A 19,079-nucleotide genomic window follows, 5' to 3' on the forward strand; every position below is an offset into this window, starting at 1 on the left:
TCCCCACCGAGCCGACGCCCGACCTGCCCCCGGCAGAGCCCGCCCCCGAGGTCCCGGCCGAGCCGCTGCCCGACCTGCCTCCCGCGCAGCCTGCTCCCGAGGTCTCGGCCGAGCCGTTGTCGGACGTACCCCCGTCGGACGAGACGGCCGACCCGGCCGACGCTTCCCCGCCCGCCGAGACTTCTGCGCCCACGCCTGCTCCGCCTGTCTCACCGCCGGCAGCTCCCGGCCCGCACCCGACGCCCGCCACCGCGGCACCCGCGGCAGCACCGGCCGTGGCGGCCGCCGCACCCGCGCCTCCGCCGTCGGACCCGACCGAGTGGGGCCGGGTCGACGACGAGGGCACCGTCTGGGTGCGGACCGCCGACGGAGAGCGCTCGGTCGGCTCGTACCCAGGCGCCGAGGGCCCGGAGGCGCTGGCCTACTTCGGGCGGAAGTACGACGAGCTGGCCGGGCAGGTCCCGCTGCTCGAGCAGCGGGTGGCGTCCGGAGGGGTGAGCCTGGCCGACGCGCAGACCTCGGTCGACCACCTGCGCGAGCAGGTCGTGGACGCCAACGCCGTCGGTGACCTGGCCGGGCTCGCTGCCCGGCTGGACACCCTTACCGACGCGATCACCGCCCGCAAGGCGCGTCGCGACGCCGAGCGCGCCAAGGCCCGTGAGCGCGCTGCCGTGACGAAGGAGAAGATCGTCACCGAGGCGGAGTCGCTGTCGGAGTCGACGGACTGGAAGAAGACCGGCGACCGGATGCGCGCCCTTCTCGACGAGTGGAAGGCTGCTCCGCGACTGGACCGCAAGACCGACGACGCGTTGTGGAAGCGGTTCAGCCACGCCCGGACGACGTTCGACAAGCGGCGCCGCGTGCACTTCGCGGAGCTCGACGAGCAGCGTGGCGAGGCGGCCGCCCGCAAGGAGAAGCTCATCAAGGAGGCCGAGGCTCTCTCGACCTCGCGCGAGTGGGGCGAGACCGCGAAGAGGTACCGCGAGCTCATGGACCGTTGGAAGGCGGCCGGCCGGGCCCGGCGCGATGTCGAGGACGAGCTCTGGACCCGGTTCCGGGCGGCCCAGGACGTCTTCTTCTCCGCGCGGAGCGAGGTCTTCGCCGCTCGTGACGCGGACCTCGCGACCAACCTCGAGAAGAAGCAGAAGCTCCTCGTCGAGGCCGAGGCGCTGCTGCCCGTGACCGACCACCGCGCGGCCCGTCAGGTGCTGCGGACGGTGCACGAGAAGTGGGAGGCGGCGGGGCACGTGCCCCGCGCCTCCAAGGACGCCGTCGAGAACCGGCTGCGCAAGGTCGACGAGGCGGTACGGGCCGCCGAGCAGGCCGAGTGGGCCCGGACCAACCCGGAGGCCCGCGCTCGCGCCGAGGCGACGGTGACCCAGCTGCAGGCGAGCATCGCCGGCCTGGAGAAGGACGCCGCCGCGGCCCGGGAAGCCGGGAACGAGAAGAAGGCCGTCGAGGCCGAGACGGCAGCCGAGACCCGGCGCACCTGGCTGGTCGAGGCGGAGAAGACGCTCACCGAGTTCAGCTGACGCACGATGGTCGCGCTGGCGGGCGTCCGGGTCATCTAGTGCACCGCAGCCCCGCCAGCCGGGTGCTCCACCGCGGCGGTCACCTTCCCGGCGCCTGCGGCACACTGCCCGAGTGGCGCCGCGTGGGCGGCCCGAGCGAGGGGGTCCGATGGTGGGAGGCGTGCTCTTCGGGAGCGCGGTCTTCCTTCTGGCCTCGGTTGCCATCCGGGACACCGCCGCGGTCGAGATCCTGATGATTCTCGCGCTGTCTGTCGTGGCCGGCACCTGGAAGGCCAGGTCGGTGCGCAAGGCCCGCGAGGTCCGACCCTCGGCCTGACCTGAACTCGTCCCAACCTGAACTGGCCCTGACCGGAGATCGTTTGCGACGTCGTAGGCCACGACACGCCGGCGTACCGGCGTGTCGGGCGGCCAGACGTCGCAAACGATCTCCGCCGCCGCCGCCGCAGCCCCAGCCCCAGCCGCAGCCGCGGCCGCGGCCGGTGCGGCCGGGCCGCCTCAGTCGGTGAGCCAACGCAGCTGGCGCGCCTTCTCCTCGTCGTAGGACGGGCGTCCGGCGAGCCCTGAGGGCACTCCGACCTCCCACCACGCCCCCGCCTCGGTCCATGACGACGGGTGGGTGCGGCACACCACGACGGCCGGCCGCCGCGACGACACGGCCGCCGCACGCGCCCGCCCGTACGCCGCCGCCAGGTCCTCGACCGAGCCGTCCGGTGCGACCGCCTCGACATGAGCGCCGAGCGACGCGGCGTGCGCGGCGAAGTCGACCCGCATCCCGGCCTCGGCCCCAGGGCCGGCGCAGTCGTCGAGCAGGTTGTTGAAGCCGTCGGCGCCCTGGCCGGTCTGCAGCCGGTGGATGACCGCGTAGCCGCCGTTGTCGCAGACCACCGCGACGAACGCGTGGCCGGACAGTGCGGCGGAGTACAGCTCGGAGTTGAGCATCAGGTAGGAGCCGTCGCCCAGCAGCGCGGTGACCAGCCCGTCGGGGTGGGTCGTGGCCCGGGCCATCGCCGCTCCCCAGGGGCCGGCGACCTCGTACCCCATGCAGGAGAAGCCGTACTCCAGGTCCATCGTGGCGCCCGACGTCGCACCGACGAGCGGCGGCGACCCGGTCCGCCACCCGCCGTGCATCTCCCCGGGGAAACCGCCCGACGAGCCGAGCACGTAGTCGTCCGGGCCGCTGGCGTCGTTGACGACGCCCACCACCTGCGCGTAGGTCAACGACCCGTCCGGCGCGACACCCTTGCGCAGCCCGTCGACGTGCGCGTCCCACAGCGCCCGCTCGGCGCCGGCCCGGGCGCTCCAAGCCGCATCGGCCGACCACCCGGCCAGCGCCGGCGCCAGCTCCTCGACGACCGCGAGCGCGTCGCCGACCACCGCGTGCGCACCGTGCTTGACCGCGTCGAAGCGTGCGGCGTTGACGGTCACGACCCGCACCGACGGCGAGAACACCGTCCACGACGCGGTGGTGAAGTCCTGCAGGCGGGTGCCGACCGCCACGACGACGTCGGCCTCCGCCGCGAGGATGTTGGCCGACGCCGACCCGATGATGCCCAATGGTCCGGCATGCAGCGGGTGGTCGTGGGCGATGGCCGTACGTCCGGCAGGGGTCTCGACGACAGGGATGCCATGGGCGTGGGCCAGTCCGACGACGGCGTGCCCGGCACCCGAGTAGCGCACTCCCCCGCCCACCACGAGCAGTGGCCGCTCCGCGGAGCGGAGCAGGGTGGCCGCCTCGGCGACCGACTGCGCGTCCGGGCGCGGCCGGGGCACGCGGTGCACCCGCCCGGCGAACATCGCCACCGGGAAGTCGTGCTCCTCCACCTGGACGTCCTGCGGGAGGGCGAGCACCACGGGTCCGGTGTCCGCCGGGTCGGTGAGCACCCGCGCCACCTGCGGCAGCGACGACAGCAGCTGCTCGGGCCGCACGACGCGGTCGAAGTAGCGCGACACCGCACGGAAGGCGTCGTTGACCGACGCCGTCGGGTCGCCGAAGTGCTCGACCTGCTGCAGCACCGGGTCCGGCGCCCGGCCGGTGAAGGTGTCGCCGGGCAGGAGCAGCAGGGGCAGCCGGTTGGCATGCGCCAGACCGGCGGCCGTCACCATGTTCAGCGCGCCCGGCCCGACCGACGACGTGGCAGCCATCACCTGTCGGCGGTCGGTCGCGCGGGCGTAGCCCACCGCGGCCAGCGCCATCCCCTGCTCCGTCTGGCCGCGCCAGGTGGGCAGCACGTCCTGCACCTCGTTCAGGGCCGTGCCGAGACCCAGCACGTTGCCGTGGCCGAAGATGCCGAACACCCCGGCGAAGAGCGGGACCACGGTGCCGTCGAGCAGCTCGCTGCGCTGGGCGGTCATCCAGCGCACCAGCGCCTGGGCAGTCGTCAGGCGGACGGTCGAGGTCGTCACAGGGCTCTCCTCACGGCTTCGTGGGGCACCGGTCCGTCGGCGGACGTCATCGGCACCCGTGGGTCCAGCTGTTCGCCGTCCCACGTGCCGCGCACCCACCCGTGGTCGGGGTCGTCGCAGAACGCCATGGACCGGTCGGCCCCCGGACCGGCCAGCACGTTGAGGTAGTACATCGGGTAGCCCGGTGCGGCCACGCACGGGCCGTGGTAGCCGTGCGGCACCAGCACCAGGTCGCCGTCGCGCACCTCGACGTCGAGGTCGATCGGCTCGAGCCCCGCCTTGTCGTGCTCGGCGTCGGTGTAGGTGCGGTGCAGCCCGAAGCCCTGCCCCGACGGCGTCACCTGGTCCGGCCCGGCGATCCGGTAGTAGTAGATCTCCTCGTTGACGACCTCGCACGGCGCGGTCGGGTCGTGCTTGTGCGGCGGGTAGCTCGACCAGTTGCCCGGCGGCGTCAGCAGCTCGCAGGCCACCAGCCGCTCCGCGTGGTCCCAGACCCCGGGGACGCCGAAGCCGGTCACCTGCCGGGTCGCTCCCCCCGCCCCGCGCACCTCGACCGGCACGTCCTCGGCCGGCCCGTAGGCCGGTGGCCGCCGCCGCTCGCACATCGCCGACGGCAGGGCGACCTCGGCGCCGGCCACGCTGAGCAGCGTCAGCACGCTGTCCCGTCCGGCGTAGGCGAAGTCCGTCACGCGGGCGAACACCGAGTCGCGACCGACCAGGTCGTACGTCGCCTCGCGCTCGCCCGGGGCCACCTCTGCGGCGGCCGTGACCCGCAGGCTGCCCGAGAGGGGCAGCACGAAGACCTCCGCCGCGCCGGTCAGGACGGTGCGCTCCACGCCGGGCAGCAGCCTGACGACCCGTAGGCCGGCGTAGGTCCAGCCGGCCACCTGCGGCGTCAGCCCGACGAGGTCGCCGTCCTCCGGGCCGGTGAGAGCCCCCCGCGGGTGGACCAGCCTCACGGCAGCTCCCTGTGGGCCGCTCGGAGCACCCGGCCGGCCGCCGCGACCGCCCCGCTGACGTCGCCGTCCGGCGGGTAGAGCAGCGCCCGGCCGACCACCAGCCCCCGCACGGCCGGCTGCCGCAGCGCCCGGCCCCAGGACCGCAAGTCGGCTGCCGGGTCCGGCCCGGGCACGCCGCCCAGGACGACGCAGGGCAGCGTGGTCGCGGCGAAGACCAGCTCCGGGTCGTCGCACGAGGGCAGCTTGAGCCAGGTGCTGCTGCTGGTGACGCCGAGCGCGGACGCCACGGTGATGGCCCGGACCAGGGAGCCCGAGTCCCGACGGAGCTGCAGGGCCCCGGCTGTGTCGCGCTCGTAGGGCAGCGGCTCCACCATCGCCATCAGGCCGCGCGAGGCCAGGTCGCTCACGGCCCGCGCGCACGCCTCGATCGTCGGTGCTGTGCCGGGGTCCGCGTCGTCGATGCGGAGCAGCATCTTGCCGCCCTCGAGCCCGAAGCGCTCGACCGCGTCCGCGTCGTATCCGGTGAACCGGTCGTCCATCGTCCAGGTCGCGCCGTCGAGACCGCCTCGGTTCATCGAGCCGATGACGACCTTGTCCTCGAGCGCGCCAAGGAGCAGCAGCTCCTCCACCACGTCCGGGGAGCCGAGCACCCCGTCGACCGACGGGTCGGCGAGAGCGGTGAGCAGCCGGGCGAGCAGGGAGCGCCGGTCGGCCATCGCGAGCGGGTCGCCCCCGGTGCCCAGCGCCCCGCGCGCGGTGTGGTCGGCCGCGACCAGGAAGAGGGTGCCGGCGTCGGATAGCAGCCTGCCGGGTCGGCGGCGCCCGGCGTAGGCCTTGGCGACCGCTGCCGGGTCGGTCGCCCGGGTCTCCAGCAGCGCGGCCCACTGATGGTCCGTGACGGCCTGCGAGACGTCGGTCACGACCGGCTCCGCTGGCTGTCCACGAGGTCCTCCAGCTCGGCGAGGGTCGGCATGGCGTCGGCGCAGGCCAGTCGGGAGGCCACGATCGCTCCGGCGGCGTTGGCGTGCACCGCGATCTCGACCGGGTCCCACCCGGCGAGCAGCCCGTGCACCAGCGCAGCGCCGAAGGCGTCGCCGGCGCCGAGGCCGCACACCACCTCGACCAGGTGCGGCTGCACCGTGGTCATCCCCTCCCGGGTGGCGACCAGCACGCCGTCGGCCCCCTGCTTCACCAGCGCCAGCCGCACCCCGGCGCCGATCAGCCGGTGCGCCGCCTCGACGGGGTCGGTCGTCCCGACCGCGACCTCGGCCTCTGCCCTGTTGCCGACGACGACGTCGACGTGCTCCAGCATCGCCTGGTACTCGTCGTGGGCGTGCTGCGGTGAGGGCCAGAACATCGGCCGCCAGTCCAGGTCGAGCACCGTGTGCCGACCGCTCCCCTCCGACGGTCGGCCGCGGCGGCGCAGCATCTCGAGCTGGGTGGTGCGCGCCGGCTCGACGGACACCCCGGTGCCGGTCACCCACAGCAGCGGCACGTCGCGGACCACGTCCCACGGCACGTCGTCCTCGCGGAGCACGAGGTCCGGCGCGACCGGGTCGCGGTAGAACAGCAGCGGTGGGTCCTCCGGCGGGTCGAGCTCGCAGAACACCACCGGTGTGTGCAGGGTGGGTTCGGTGCCGACGTGGCTCGCGTCGACGCCGAACCCGGTGAGCGCCTGTCGGACGTACGTCCCGAAGCCGTCAGCACCGACCTTGGTGAGGACCGCCGACCGGCGCCCCAGCCGCGCCGCACCCACCGCCACGTTGGTGGCCGTGCCGCCCAGGGACTTGGCGAACGTGCGCACCTCCGCCAGCGGCCCGGTCTGCTCCGGGTAGAGATCGACCCCGACCCGGCCGACGGTGAGGACCTCGAGTCTCGTCGAGGTCACCGCTCCCTCACCATCGGCAGCATCGGGTGCTCCTGGTCGCTAGCTGGACGTCGGGAAGTGGAAGCTGGACCCGGCGGGGTGCTCGACCTGCGGCCACCGCGAGGTCACGACCTTGGACCGGGTGTAGAACGCCACTCCGTCGGCGCCGTGGATGCGGGACTGGCCGAACAGCGAGTCCTTCCAGCCACCGAACGAGTAGTAGGCCATCGGCACCGGGATGGGGACGTTGATGCCGATCATCCCGACCTTGACCCCGCGCTGGAACCGCCGGGCCGCCTCGCCGCTGGAGGTGAAGATGGCGGTGCCGTTGCCGTAGGGGTTGGCGTTGATGACGTCGATGGCCTCGTCGACCGTCGTCGCGCGCACGACCGACAGCACCGGGCCGAAGATCTCTTCGCGGTAGACGTCCATCTCGGTGGTGACCTCGTCGATCACCGTCGGGCCGACCCAGAAGCCGTTCTCGTGACCCGGCACCATATAGCCGCGGCCGTCGACCGCGAGCCGGGCGCCCTGCGCCTCGCCGGTGCCGATGAGGCCGGTGATGCGGTCCCGCGCGGCCGCGGTGACGACCGGGCCCATCTCGCTGTCCTCGTCGCGGCCCGGCCCGACGCGCACCTTGCCCGCCTTGGCGACCACCGCGTCCACGATGCTGTCGCCGGCGTCGCCGACCGTGACCGCCGCGGAGATGGCCATACAGCGCTCGCCGGCCGAGCCGAAGGCCGCCGCCACGAGGTGCTCCGAGGCGAAGTCGACGTCGGCGTCCGGCAGCACGATGGCGTGGTTCTTGGCGCCGCCGAGGGCCTGCACGCGCTTTCCATGAGCAGTGCCGTGGTCGTGGATGTACTTCGCGATGGGTGTGGAGCCGACGAACGACACGGCGGCGACGTCCGGGTGCTCGAGGATCGAGTCGACGGCCTCCTTGTCGCCGTGGACGACGTTGAAGACGCCCCCGGGCAGCCCGGCTTCGGCCCACAGCTCGGCGACCAGCAGCGAGACGGAGGGGTCGCGCTCGCTGGGCTTGAGCACGAAGGTGTTGCCGCACGCGATGGCCACCGGGTGCATCCACATCGGGACCATCACGGGGAAGTTGAACGGCGTGATGCCGGCGACCACGCCGAGCGGCTCACGGAAGCTGAAGACGTCGACGCCGGTCGAGACCTGGTCGGAGTAGTCGCCCTTGACCAGGTGCGGGATGCCGCAGGCGAACTCGACGACCTCGAGACCGCGCTGCACCTCACCCAGGGCGTCGGACACGACCTTGCCGTGCTCGTCCGAGATGACCTCGGCCAGGTCGCGAGCCCGGCGAGTGACCAGCTCACGGAAGGCGAACAGCACCTTGGTGCGCTGGGAGAGGGACGACTGCCCCCACTCGTCGAAGGCCTTCTTCGCCGACGCGACAGCGCTGCCCACGTCGGCCCGGCTCGCCAGCACGACCTGGGCCTGCTGCTCGCCCGTCGCAGGGTTGTACACCGGCGACATCCGGCTCGACGTCCCCGCACTCGCCGCGCCGTCGATCCAGTGCTCGATGGTCCTCACGGGGTGACCTCTTCCTCGCAGGGTGGCTGCGGTCGGCCGCAGCCCAGACGTTGCCCGGACAACACTAGAGCGCCAGCCCGCGCAGGTGGTCCACGCTGGCGCGGACGTCCCCGGCGGCACGGTCGCCGTCCGCCTCGGAGCCCAGGACAGTGTCCTGCTCCATGACGTACCACCCGTCGTAGCCGGACCGCTCCAGGGTGGTGACGATCGCGGCGATGTCGACGTCGCCCTTGCCCAGCGGCCGGTACATGCCCGCGGCCACCGCTTCGGTGTACGTCGTCCTGCCGGACTGGACGCGCTCCGCCCAGGCCCGGTCGACGTCCTTGAGGTGCGCGTGCACGATGCGGTCGGTCGCCTGGGCCGCGAGGGCCGCCGGGTCGCTGCCGCCGATCAGCAGGTGGCCGGTGTCGAGGCACAGCGGGACCAACGATCCGTCGAGCACGCGGCTGACGTCGTCCCCGGTCTCCACCATGGTGCCGACGTGCGGGTGCAGGCAGGCCCGGACCCCGCGGCCGGCGGCGTGGTCGGCCAGCCGGTCCAGGTTGCCCAGCAGCCGCTCCCAGTCGGCGGCGTCCAGCTCGGGCCTCGCGTCGTAGCCGTCGGTGCCGCTCGCCGCGGCCAGCACGAGGACACCAGCGCCGGCGGCCAGGAAGCCGTCCAGCGCCCGGTCGACCGCGGGCAGGGGGTCGTGCCCGACCTCGTGCAGGACGACCGGGACGAAGCCGCCCACTGCGGCCAGACCGTGCTCGGCCAGGGTCGCCGCCTTGGCCGCCGGGTCGTCGGGCAGGAAGCCGTCCGGTCCGAACTCGGTGGCCCGCAGCCCCACCTCACGCATCTCGGAGAGCACCCGGCCCGCGTCGAGCTGGTGGCCCCAGCCGGGCACCTCGCAGACCCCCCACGAGATGGGGGCGCCGGCGACCCGGTCGAGCAGCGAGGTCACCGGCGGACCTCGTCGAGAGGCACCGGCCGGTGCTTGGCGCGCGACAGCTCGCACGCCTCGGCGACGTAGAAGGCCTCCAGCGCGTCGGCGACGGTGCAGCTCGCCTGCTCGGCGCCCGCCACGATGCGGGTGAAGGCGGTCAGCTCGGCGACGTACGCATCGTGGAAGCGCTCCATGAACGCGGGGTACGGCGCCCCGCCGGGGAAGGTGACTCCGGGCTCGACGGACCGCAGCGGCAGCCGGTCGTCGAGCCCCACCGACAGGCTGTCCTCCGAGCCCAGCACCTCGAGCCGGACGTCGTAGCCGCGCGCGTTGTAGCGGGTCGCGGACACCAGGGCGAACGCGCCGTCGTCGAGGGTCAGGACGACCGCCGCCGTGTCCACGTCGCCATGGTCGGCGAAGAACGCGGCACCCCGGTTGCCGCCCACGGCGTAGACCTCCTGGACCTCCTGGCCGCTCACCCAGCGCACCGAGTCGAAGTCGTGCACGCCGCAGTCGCGGAAGATGCCGCCGGAGTGCTCGACATAGTCCGCGGGCGGAGGGGCCGGGTCGAGCGTGCCCGATCGCATGGTGTGGACCCAGCCGAGCTCGCCCGCTGCCACGGCCTGCCGGGCGGCGACGTAGCCCGCGTCGAACCGGCGCTGGAAGCCGATCTGGACCTGGACGTCCGAGCCGGTCAGCTTGTCGAGGACCGCGAGCGTGCCGTCGACGTCGGCTGCGACCGGCTTCTCGCAGAAGGTGGGGACCCCCGCGTCGACCCCGGCGAGGATCAGCGGCGCGTGGGCGTCGGTCGCCGCCGCAACGACCAGCCCGTCGATGCCGGCCGTGAAGAGGCCGTCCGGGCTGGCGACGCTCTCGACGCCGAGCGACGCCGCGGCGGCCTCGGCCCGCCCGGGCACGGCGTCGGCCACCACCAGGGAGTCGACCTCGGGGATGGCCCGCAGCGTGCCGGCGTGGAAGGCACCGATCCGGCCGACGCCGGCGAGTCCGATGCGCATGCGGTGACCTCTCGGGGACGTGGGGCGGCGACGGCTGCGGATGGATCGTTCCGCGCCGGCGACCCGCTGTCAATGATTAGACATGATGTCTTTACATAGTGCCCGCTCTGCGAGATGCTCCGCGGCATGGCCACGCCGACCCTCCCCCGGGACCGCGGCGGCGCACCGCTCGCCCTCGACCTCGACCGGTCCAGCCCGGTGCCGCTGTGGTTCCAGGCGGCGCAGCAGCTCGAGGCGGCGATCGACCGGGGCGACCTGCGGCCGGGGCAGCGGCTGGACAACGAGATCGAGCTCGCCGACCGGTTCGGCCTGTCCCGGCCCACCCTGCGCAAGGCCATCGAGCAGCTGGTCGGGCAGGGGCTCTTGGTGCGCAAACGCGGGGTCGGCACCCAGGTCGTGCAGAGCCAGGTGAAGCGCCCGGTCGAGCTGTCCTCGCTCTTCGACGACCTGGCGAGCACGGGTAGGCGTCCCACGACCGCGGTGCTCTCCTGCCGCGAGGTGCCGGCCGACGAGGCCGTGGCCGCTGCGCTGGGCCTGCACGCGGGTGACCCGGTGCTGGCGGTCGAGCGGCTGCGGTCGGCGGACGGCGAGCCCCTGGCGATCCTGCGCAACTGGCTGCCGACCGACGTCGGCGAGCTCACGGCCGAACTCCTGATCGAGCACGGGCTCTACGCGCTGCTCCGCCGGTACGGCGTCCACCTGCGGATCGCCAACCAGCGGATCGGAGCTGCCGTCGCCGATGCCGGCCAGGCCCGGCTGCTGGGCAGCCGCAAGGGTGACCCGCTGATCACCATGGAGCGGGTGTCCTACGACGACACCGGCCGGCCGGTCGAGCTCGGTCGGCACCGCTATCGGGCCGACGCCTACAGCTTCGAGATCACCGTCGTCGGCAGGTGAGTTCAGCCGCCAGTGCTGCATCTCGAGTCAGGCACTGCCCCAAGCGACGCGGAGAAACGGCGACAGGCCGTTCGGGCGGCGGAGGCCTGCAGCGCCAACTCGGTGTGGGGCAGGTTTCCGCGGAAACGCGCGGGCGCACCTGAACGGCAGGTACACGTCAAGCCCAGACATCGGACGCTTGCATCGTTATGCAGTAGGCGGGCCGCTCGGTCACCGGCAGACGCTGATCCGCCGTGTGCCCCGCTGTCCTAGTTCGCGAGGAGGGTGGCCGTGTCCATGAAGGTCGCTGACTCGCGAGCGTGGCCGAACCAACGGAGGTAAAGGCCGGTCGTGACGCGCTCGACGAAACCCCATCGCCACACGCGCTCGGGATCGACGTTCGCGGGCTCGGCCAAGCGGCGACATTCCTCACGCAGCATGGGGCGTGCCGCGCCGGGCTGGAACGCCTCGGCATCCGCGATCTCCCGGCACGCGTCCCGCATGACCACCCCGAGGTCATAGGCGCGCTCGCCGACGAATCCGTCCGGGTCGATCAGTGCCCAGCCTTCTCCGCGGCGGAGCACATTTCCGGCGTGCGGGTCACCGTGACACACCACCTCCGCCATCTCAGACGCCGCCAACTCCTTGGCGTACTCGGTCGCGACGATGAGCACGTCCTCATGCTGGCTCCCGTAGCGCGGACCCAGATCGGCCAGGATGGCCAACAGATCCGATGCTTTGCTCTGGAACGGATGACCACAGGTCAGTGGCACTCGCCAGGCCTCCCGCAGCAAGGGCACGAGTACCTGGCCCTGGCCGCCCAGCGTGGACGACTCGTTCCCGAGATCGTGGCCAAGTCGCTCAAGGAGCAGGGCGCCACGGTCGGCTTCCCACGCCAGGATCCTCGCGTAGCCGTGACCCCCTCCAGCTCGCAAGACGCGCACGGATACGTCTAGGGCCCCCGTTTCCGCGATCTTGAGGACGGCCGCCGAGCCATCAGCGCGCCTCACCGCCAAGGGGGGCGTACCCGCTCCGCCCTGGAGCCAACGCTCGACCGTCAAGCCCCACTCCTGGCACACGCTCCGCACCACCGCACGGAAGTGCTCAACGGACGCCGAGAGGTCCCGATCGGAGACACTCCGCCTCCGCTCGGCCTCTGTCACAGCGTGATCGATCGGGTCCCGGGTCACTCGAGCAACCGTACCGAGGACGTCTTCTGTGGCGGACTGCCCGCGCGACCGGTTGTGGCCGATCGGTCCGGTGGGAGCGGCATCTCCGCGCGGCCGTGCTGGTGATGCCACAGCACTCCACCAAGATCGTCCCACGACACCACAGTGCGACGGCGGTGCCTCGACAGTGCCTGAACGCCGCGCTTGGTGTCTCCGGTGTGCGTGCCGTTGACAGGGCCACTGTGGTGGCGGGGGACGCTCTCGGAGCCAGGCGGTCAGCCCGCAGGGCTCGGAGTGCGATTCGCTCAGGCCTTCCCGCTGGTGACCCGGTAGACGTCGAAGACGCCGTCGACCCCGCGCACCGCCCGCAGCACGTGGCCGAGGTGCTTGGGGTCGCCCATCTCGAAGGTGAAGCGGGAGATCGCCACCCGGTCCCGGGTGGTGGTCACCGAGGCGCACAGGATGTTGACGTGCTGGTCGGACAACACCCGGGTGACGTCGGAGAGCAGCCGGGACCGGTCCAGCGCCTCGACCTGGATGGCGACCAGGAAGACCGACGACGCGGACGGCGCCCACTCCACCTCGACCATCCGGTCGGCCTGGTTGGCCAGCGCGACCGCGTTGACGCAGTCCTGACGGTGGACGGACACGCCGCTCCCCCGGGTCACGAACCCGACGATGCCGTCACCCGGGACCGGCGTGCAGCAGCGGGCCAGCTTGACCCAGACGTCGGACGCGCCCTTCACGACCACTCCGGGGTCCTTGGAGGTCCGCGGCCGGCGGGTCGTGACGCCGGGCGTGGTGACCTCGGCCAGGTCCTCGGTCGCGCCGTCCTCGCCACCCAGCGACTCGACGAGCTTGCCGACGATCGACTGGGCCGACACGTGGTTGTCGCCGACCGCGGCGTAGAGGGCGGAGATGTCCGGGTAGCGGAGGTCGTGGGCCAGCGTCGTCAGCGTCTCGGACGTGAGCAGCCGCTGCACCGGGAGGTTCTGCTTGCGCATCGCCTTGGCGATCGCGTCGCGGCCGTGCTCGATGGCCTCCTCGCGCCGCTCCTTGGAGAACCACGACCGGATCTTGTTGCGCGCCCGCGGGCTCTTGACGAAGGTCAGCCAGTCGCGGCTGGGACCGGCACCCTGCGCCTTGGACGTGAACACCTCGACCAGGTCGCCGTTGTCGAGCGTGCTCTCCAGCGGCACCAGCCGGCCGTTGACCCGGGCGCCGATCGTGCGGTGCCCGACCTCGGTGTGCACGGCGTAGGCGAAGTCGACCGGCGTCGCGCCTGCGGGCAGCGCGATCACGTCACCCTTGGGCGTGAAGACGAAGACCTCGGCCGACTTGAGGTCGAAGCGCAGGCTCTCGAGGAACTCCCCCGGGTCCTCGGTCTCCTTCTGCCAGTCCAGGAGCTGGCGCAGCCATGCCATGTCGTTGGCAGCGGTGTCGGCGGAGACCCCGTCGGCGGCGCGCACGCCGCGCGGGGGCTCGGCCGCGGTCGCCCCCGGGTCCTCCTTGTACTTCCAGTGCGCCGCCACGCCGTACTCCGCGCGCCGGTGCATCGCGAAAGTACGGATCTGCAGCTCGACCGGCTTGCCCTCGGGACCGATCACCGTCGTGTGCAGCGACTGGTACATGTTGAACTTGGGCATCGCGATGTAGTCCTTGAACCGGCCGGGGACCGGGTTCCACCGCGCGTGGATCGTGCCGAGGGCGGCGTAGCAGTCGCGGACCGAGTCGACGAGGACCCGGATGCCCACCAGGTCGTAGATGTCGGCGAAGTCGCGGCCGCGCACGATCATCTTCTGGTAGATCGAGTAGTAGTGCTTGGGCCGTCCGGTGACCTGGGCCCGGATCTTGGCGCCCTTGAGGTCGGCCGTCACGTGGTCGATGACGCTGCCGAGGTAGTCGCTGCGGCTCGGCGCCCGGTCGGTGACCAGGCGGACGATCTCGTCGTAGACCTTCGGATAGAGCGTCGCGAACGACAGGTCCTCGAGCTCCCACTTGATGGTGTTCATGCCCAGGCGGTGGGCCAGTGGGGCGAAGATCTCGAGGCACTCGCGGGCCTTCTGCTCCTGCTTCTCCTGGCGCAGGTAGCGGATGGTGCGCATGTTGTGCAGCCGGTCGGCGAGCTTGATGACGAGCACCCGGATGTCCCGGGCCATCGCGACGACCATCTTGCGCACGGTCTCGGCCTGCGCCGACTCGCCGTACTTGACCTTGTCCAGCTTGGTCACGCCGTCGACGAGGTCGGCGATCTCGTCGCCGAACTCGGCGCGCAGCTCGCTGAGCTTGTAGTCGGTGTCCTCGACCGTGTCGTGCAGCAAGGCGGCGCACAGCGTGGGCGGGGTCATCCCGAGCTCGGCCAGGATCGTGGTGACGGCCAGCGGGTGGGTGATGAAGGGGTCACCGCTCTTGCGCAGCTGCCCGCGGTGGTGCAGCTCAGCCACCTCGTAGGCCCGCTCGATAGTCCGCAGGTCGGCCTTGGGGTGGGTCTGGCGGACGACCCGGAACAGCGGCTCGAGCACCGGGTTGCCGATCGGCCGCTGGGCACCCAGCCGGGCCAGCCGGGCACGCACCCGCCGCGACGGAGGTGCGGTCGCCGTCAGCCCCGGCGCAGGCGCGCCCGACACGTCGTCCGGCGTACCCGTCTCCAGGTCGACCGGACTCGGCGTGGGGGCGTCGGCCACGAGCCGCTCCTGCTGGTCGAAGGTGCTTCCACGAGTCTAGGCCCGCGGGGTCGCCGCCCGCAGGACGTCGGAGGTCAGACGCGGAGCAGCACGTGCGGGTCGGCGATGCCCGCCTCGGCCAGCGCGTCGCGGCCGGCCAGGAAGCCGAGCTCCATGAGCACCGCCACCCCGACGACCTCGCCGCCGCAGCGGCGGACCAGCTCGACGGTGGCCGCGGCCGTGCCGCCGGTCGCCAGGACGTCGTCGACGACGAGGACGCGCGCCCCGGCCAGGAACGCGTCGGAGGTCACCTCCAGGACGGCGGAACCGTACTCGAGGTCGTACGTCGCCGAGACGGTCTGGCCGGGCAGCTTCCCCTTCTTCCGCACCGGCACGAAGCCCGCGCCGAGCTCCAGGGCGACCGGGGCCCCGAGCACGAACCCGCGGGCCTCGATCCCGGCCACCGTGTCGACCGCCGCCCCGCGGAACGGGTCGGCGAGCCCGTCCACCGCCTCGGTGAACGAGGTGTGATCGGCCAGCAGCGGCGTGATGTCCTTGAAGACGATGCCCGGCTTGGGGAAGTCCGCGACGTCGCGGACCCTCGCGAGCAGGCGCGCTGCCCGCTCTACCTGCTCGGCGTCGGCCGTCACCGCTTCTTCTTGCCGGACCTGTTGCGGCCGCCGCTCTTGCGCTGCTGCGGACGTGGACGCGACGCCGGGCGCCGGTCGCTCGGGCGCGGCCGGGCCGCCGTGGCCGCGCTGGTCGCGCCCACCGGCTCCGCATCCTCATCGGCTACCTCGTCGTCGACGTCCGCGTCGGACGTGGCCGCGGCAGCCCCGCGCGACGCGCTGGGCGGGCCGCCGGTCGTCGCGGCCTTGCCCTGGCGCGCGGCGACCCGCTTGGCGAGCGCCTGCATCGCCGGCTCGCGTTCCTTGAACCCCGCGAGCAGGGCGGGGGCGACGAACACCGAGGAGTAGGCACCGACAGCGACACCGATGAAGAGGGCCAGCGAGAGGTCCTTGAGCGGGCCGGCGCCGAGCAGCACCACGCCGGCGAAGAGGATCGCCGCGATCGGGAGGAGCGCGATGATCGAGGTGTTGATGGACCGCACCAGGGTCTGGTTGACGGCCAGGTTCACCGCGCCGCTGTAGGTCATCCGGCTGCCGCCGGCCAGGCCGGCGGTGTTCTCGCGGACCTTGTCGAAGACGACGACGGTGTCGTAGAGCGAGTATCCGAGGATGGTCAGGAAGCCGATGACTGTCGCCGGTGTGACCTCGAAGCCGACCAGCGAGTAGAGACCTGCCGTGATCAGGAGGTCGTGCAGCAGCGCGATCATCGCGGCGACGGCCATCTTCCACTCGAAGTACAGCGAGAGGAAGATGACGATGCCGATCAGGAAGAACACGAGCGCCCGCAGGGCCTTGGTGGAGATGTCCCTGCCCCAGCTGGGCCCGATGAACTGCGTGCTCACGTCGTCGCGCGCGACGTCGAACCGCTCGGCGAGGGCGGTCTGCACCTCCTCGAGCTCTGCGCTGGTGAGCGTCTCGGTCTGGGCCCGGACCGTGTTGTTGCCGACGCGCTGCACGACGATCTCGCCGCCCACGACGTCGCCGACGGTGTCCCGCACCGACTCCTCGTTCGCCGACGGCGCGGCGACCCGGAACTCCGCGCCGCCCCGGAACTCGATGCCCAGCGTGAGGCCTCGGACCAGCAGCGACACGACAGAGATGACGATCAGGACGAGCGAGACGGTGTACCAGAGCTTGCGGTGCCCGATGAAGTCGTAGGAGACCTCGCCGCGGTACAGCCGCGCACCGAGACTGCCCACACGGCTCATGACGTCGCCTCCTTGGTGGTGCTGGTGGCGACGGCAGGGCGCCGCGACGGGGGCCGGGTGGTCAGGGTCCGCTTGGGTGCGCCGAGCCGCTCCGGCGAGAGCCCGCTGAGCGGGTGACCCTGGCCGAAGAACTTGGTCCGCGCCAGCAGCGTGACGAGCGGCTTGGTGAACAGGAACACCACCACGATGTCGATCAGGGTGGTCAGGCCGAGGGTGAACGCGAACCCGCGGACCCCGCCCACGGAGAGCAGGTAGAGCACCGCGGCGGCGAAGAACGACACGAAGTCGGCAGCCAGGATGGTCCGCCGGGCGCGCGCCCAGCCGGTCTCGACGGCGACCCGCAGGGTGCGCCCGTCGCGGACCTCGTCGCGGATCCGTTCGAAGTAGACGACGAACGAGTCCGCGGTGATGCCGATGGCGACGATGAGGCCGGCGACGCCGGCCAGGCTGAGCCGGAAGCCCAGCTGCCAGCCGAGCAGCGTCACCATGCCGTAGGTGATGATGCCCGCGACCACCAACGATGCCGTGGTGACGAGGCCGAGGCCCCGGTAGTACAGCAGCGAGTAGAGAACGACCAGCGCGAGGCCGATCGCCCCGGCGATCAGGCCGGCCCGCAGCTGCTCGCCGCCGAGGGTCGCGGACACCTCCTGCACCTCACCGGGGTCGAACGTCAGCGGCAGGGCACCGAACTTGAGGACGTTGGCCAGGTCGCGCGCCTCGTCCTGGCTGAAGTTGCCGCTGATCGTCGCCTCGCCGTTGGTGATGACGGCGTTGGTCGTCGGGGCCGAGACGGAGAGCCCGTCGAGGACGATGGCGAACCGGTTGAGGTCGCCCTGCTCGGAGAAGAGGCGCCGGGTGACGTCGCCGAACTTCTTCTTGCCCTCGCCGTTGAACTTGAGGTTGACGACCCAGCCGCCGGTGGCCACGCCCTGGTTGTTCATGGCGAGGTCGGCCGTGGCGGTGTCGACATCGGTGCCGAGCACCTCGGCCGGGCCGAGGATGTACTTCTCGGCGCCGTCCTCGTCGCAGGTGACGAGCGGCTTCTTGGGGTTGTCCTTGCCCGGCGCGCGCAGCGTCTGGCGGACCGCCTCGGGGTCGCTGCAGTCCAGCGCGGCGAACTCCTGCTGCAGCTCGGGGGTGATCGCTGCCTGCCCCGTGCCCGTCGGCGCGGACGCGGTCGGCGTCGGGGACGGAGTCCCGGTTGCCGAGGGCGAGGGACTGCTGGCTGCCTGCAGCGCCCGCGGAACCGCACGGTTGTCGGTCGAGGCGGTCGGTGAGGGGGACGGGCTCGTCGAGCTGGTCGCTGAGGGGCTGGCCGACGGCGTCGAGGTGGCCGCGCTGGGCGACGCGGTGGAGGCCGGCGTCGCGACGCCCGGGCCGCTCAGCAGCACCTGTCGGAACCGCAGCTCGGCGGTCTGCTGGACCGTGTCGAGGATCGACTTGTCCTGCTTGCCGGGGATCGAGATGACGATGTTGTCGCCCGCAGTGGTGACCTCGGACTCCGCGACGCCGAAGCTGTCGACCCTGTTGCGGATGATCGACACCGCCTGGTTGAGCGAGTCCCGCGGGACCGGTCCGGCGCCCTCGGCGCGGCGAGGGGTGAGGATCACGCTGGTGCCGCCCTCGAGGTCGAGACCGAGCCGCGCCTGGTAGCGCTGCCCGGCCGAGAGCTTGTCCTCACCGAGCGCCGAGGGCGCGGCCAGCCAGACGAAGCCGTAGAGGAGGCCGATGAGCACAGCCAGGACCGCGAGCGTGCGGCCAGGGCGTGACTGGGCGGGTGGTGCCACGAAGAGCTCTTCTCGGGTCGGCCGGCGCGAGCGCGCCGGGAAGGTGCGCTAGCGGGTGCTGTGGTCGTCTCGGGGGTCCGTCGGGTCGACGTCCTGGCTCGTCCTGGAGTCCCCCGTCATGCTGTCGTCGGCGGAGACGGAGTCGTGGTCGGCATCGGCCGTGTCGTCGTCGACCGTGTCGCGCGTCAGCACCTGGCCGACGGCGGGCTTCGCGACGCGCACCGTGGTCCCGGGTGCGACCTCCAGCTGGATGGAGGTGTCGTCGACGCCGACGACGGTGCCGTAGATTCCCGACGTCGTCATCACTTCGACGCCCGGCGCCAGGCGCTGCTGCAGCTCGAGCGCGGCCTTCTGCCGGTTGCGGGCCGGCCGGACGATGAGGAAGTAGAACGCCACCAGGATGAGGACGAACGGGAGCAGGCCACTGACGGCGTCCACAGGTCTGAGACGTCCTTCCGGAGGGTGAGGTGCCGGGAGCCCGGCGAGACGGG

The 19,079-nt window shown here is 72.4% G+C and carries 16 protein-coding genes; 3 read left to right on the forward strand and 13 right to left on the reverse strand.

What is annotated here, in order from left to right; all coding sequences use genetic code 11:
• Positions 1–275: 275 nt before the first annotated feature.
• Complete coding sequence (locus VK640_16560) at positions 276–1,532, forward strand: DUF349 domain-containing protein (GenBank protein HTE74790.1); 1,257 nt, start codon at positions 276–278, stop codon at positions 1,530–1,532.
• A 148-nt stretch (positions 1,533–1,680) separates the two neighbouring features.
• Positions 1,681–1,848 carry a hypothetical protein gene (locus VK640_16565; GenBank protein ID HTE74791.1) on the forward strand — a complete coding sequence of 56 codons (168 nt, stop codon included), beginning with the start codon at positions 1,681–1,683 and terminating at the stop codon, positions 1,846–1,848.
• A gap of 179 nt (positions 1,849–2,027) precedes the next feature.
• Here the strand turns inward: VK640_16565 and iolD are convergent, their stop codons facing one another.
• The 7 genes from iolD to VK640_16600 all read right to left on the reverse strand — a co-directional run bounded on the left by iolD (position 2,028) and on the right by VK640_16600 (position 10,256).
• Positions 2,028–3,935, reverse strand: coding sequence for a 3D-(3,5/4)-trihydroxycyclohexane-1,2-dione acylhydrolase (decyclizing) (iolD, locus tag VK640_16570; protein HTE74792.1), 1,908 nt, complete (start codon positions 3,933–3,935; stop codon positions 2,028–2,030).
• On the reverse strand, positions 3,932–4,894 hold the full coding sequence (iolB, locus tag VK640_16575; protein ID HTE74793.1) for a 5-deoxy-glucuronate isomerase: 963 nt from the start codon (positions 4,892–4,894) through the stop codon (positions 3,932–3,934). Before iolB ends, iolD begins: the two co-directional genes overlap by 4 nt.
• Positions 4,891–5,814, reverse strand: coding sequence for an aldolase (locus VK640_16580; protein HTE74794.1), 924 nt, complete (start codon positions 5,812–5,814; stop codon positions 4,891–4,893). Before VK640_16580 ends, iolB begins: the two co-directional genes overlap by 4 nt.
• A complete protein-coding gene (iolC, locus tag VK640_16585) occupies positions 5,811–6,782 on the reverse strand; it encodes a 5-dehydro-2-deoxygluconokinase (protein ID HTE74795.1) in 972 nt (323 codons plus the stop codon). Before iolC ends, VK640_16580 begins: the two co-directional genes overlap by 4 nt.
• Before the next feature lie 39 nt (positions 6,783–6,821).
• Entirely contained in the window at positions 6,822–8,318 is a 1,497-nt protein-coding gene (locus VK640_16590) for a CoA-acylating methylmalonate-semialdehyde dehydrogenase (GenBank protein HTE74796.1), read from the reverse strand.
• Between the two features lie 64 nt (positions 8,319–8,382).
• Positions 8,383–9,258 (reverse strand): sugar phosphate isomerase/epimerase, encoded by an 876-nt coding sequence (locus VK640_16595; protein ID HTE74797.1) that lies wholly within the window; start codon positions 9,256–9,258, stop codon positions 8,383–8,385.
• Complete coding sequence (locus VK640_16600; GenBank protein ID HTE74798.1) at positions 9,255–10,256, reverse strand: Gfo/Idh/MocA family oxidoreductase; 1,002 nt, start codon at positions 10,254–10,256, stop codon at positions 9,255–9,257. The genes VK640_16595 and VK640_16600 overlap by 4 nt, the downstream gene beginning before the upstream one ends.
• 126 nt (positions 10,257–10,382) lie before the next feature.
• Between VK640_16600 and VK640_16605 the strand changes: the two genes are divergently transcribed.
• Positions 10,383–11,153, forward strand: coding sequence for a GntR family transcriptional regulator (locus VK640_16605; GenBank protein ID HTE74799.1), 771 nt, complete (start codon positions 10,383–10,385; stop codon positions 11,151–11,153).
• Positions 11,154–11,401: 248 nt separating this feature from the next.
• Here the strand turns inward: VK640_16605 and VK640_16610 are convergent, their stop codons facing one another.
• The 6 genes from VK640_16610 to yajC all read right to left on the reverse strand — a co-directional run bounded on the left by VK640_16610 (position 11,402) and on the right by yajC (position 19,026).
• Positions 11,402–12,193 carry an aminoglycoside phosphotransferase family protein gene (locus VK640_16610; GenBank protein HTE74800.1) on the reverse strand — a complete coding sequence of 264 codons (792 nt, stop codon included), beginning with the start codon at positions 12,191–12,193 and terminating at the stop codon, positions 11,402–11,404.
• Positions 12,194–12,606: 413 nt separating this feature from the next.
• Positions 12,607–14,928: a bifunctional (p)ppGpp synthetase/guanosine-3',5'-bis(diphosphate) 3'-pyrophosphohydrolase gene (locus VK640_16615; protein ID HTE74801.1), complete on the reverse strand. Its 2,322-nt coding sequence runs from the start codon at positions 14,926–14,928 to the stop codon at positions 12,607–12,609.
• Between the two features lie 131 nt (positions 14,929–15,059).
• Positions 15,060–15,614, reverse strand: a complete 555-nt coding sequence (locus VK640_16620) for an adenine phosphoribosyltransferase (GenBank protein ID HTE74802.1) — start codon at positions 15,612–15,614, stop codon at positions 15,060–15,062.
• Entirely contained in the window at positions 15,611–16,801 is a 1,191-nt protein-coding gene (gene secF / locus VK640_16625; protein HTE74803.1) for a protein translocase subunit SecF, read from the reverse strand. The genes VK640_16620 and secF overlap by 4 nt, the downstream gene beginning before the upstream one ends.
• Positions 16,798–18,588, reverse strand: a complete 1,791-nt coding sequence (secD, locus tag VK640_16630; protein ID HTE74804.1) for a protein translocase subunit SecD — start codon at positions 18,586–18,588, stop codon at positions 16,798–16,800. Before secD ends, secF begins: the two co-directional genes overlap by 4 nt.
• A 48-nt stretch (positions 18,589–18,636) precedes the next feature.
• Positions 18,637–19,026: a preprotein translocase subunit YajC gene (gene yajC / locus VK640_16635; GenBank protein ID HTE74805.1), complete on the reverse strand. Its 390-nt coding sequence runs from the start codon at positions 19,024–19,026 to the stop codon at positions 18,637–18,639.
• Positions 19,027–19,079: the final 53 nt, after the last annotated feature.

The organism is Actinomycetes bacterium, assembly GCA_035489715.1.
Classification (GTDB): Bacteria; Actinomycetota; Actinomycetes; order JACCUZ01; family JACCUZ01; genus DATHAP01.

Excerpts from the sequence above, each read along its gene's own strand:
- VK640_16600 (HTE74798.1), bottom strand. The coding sequence starts at position 10,256 with ATGCGCATCGGACTCGCCGGCGTCGGCCGGATCGGTGCCTTCCACGCC.
- VK640_16605 (HTE74799.1), top strand. The coding sequence starts at position 10,383 with ATGGCCACGCCGACCCTCCCCCGGGACCGCGGCGGCGCACCGCTCGCC.
- VK640_16565 (HTE74791.1), top strand. The coding sequence starts at position 1,681 with ATGGTGGGAGGCGTGCTCTTCGGGAGCGCGGTCTTCCTTCTGGCCTCG.
- secF (HTE74803.1), bottom strand. The coding sequence starts at position 16,801 with ATGAGCCGTGTGGGCAGTCTCGGTGCGCGGCTGTACCGCGGCGAGGTC.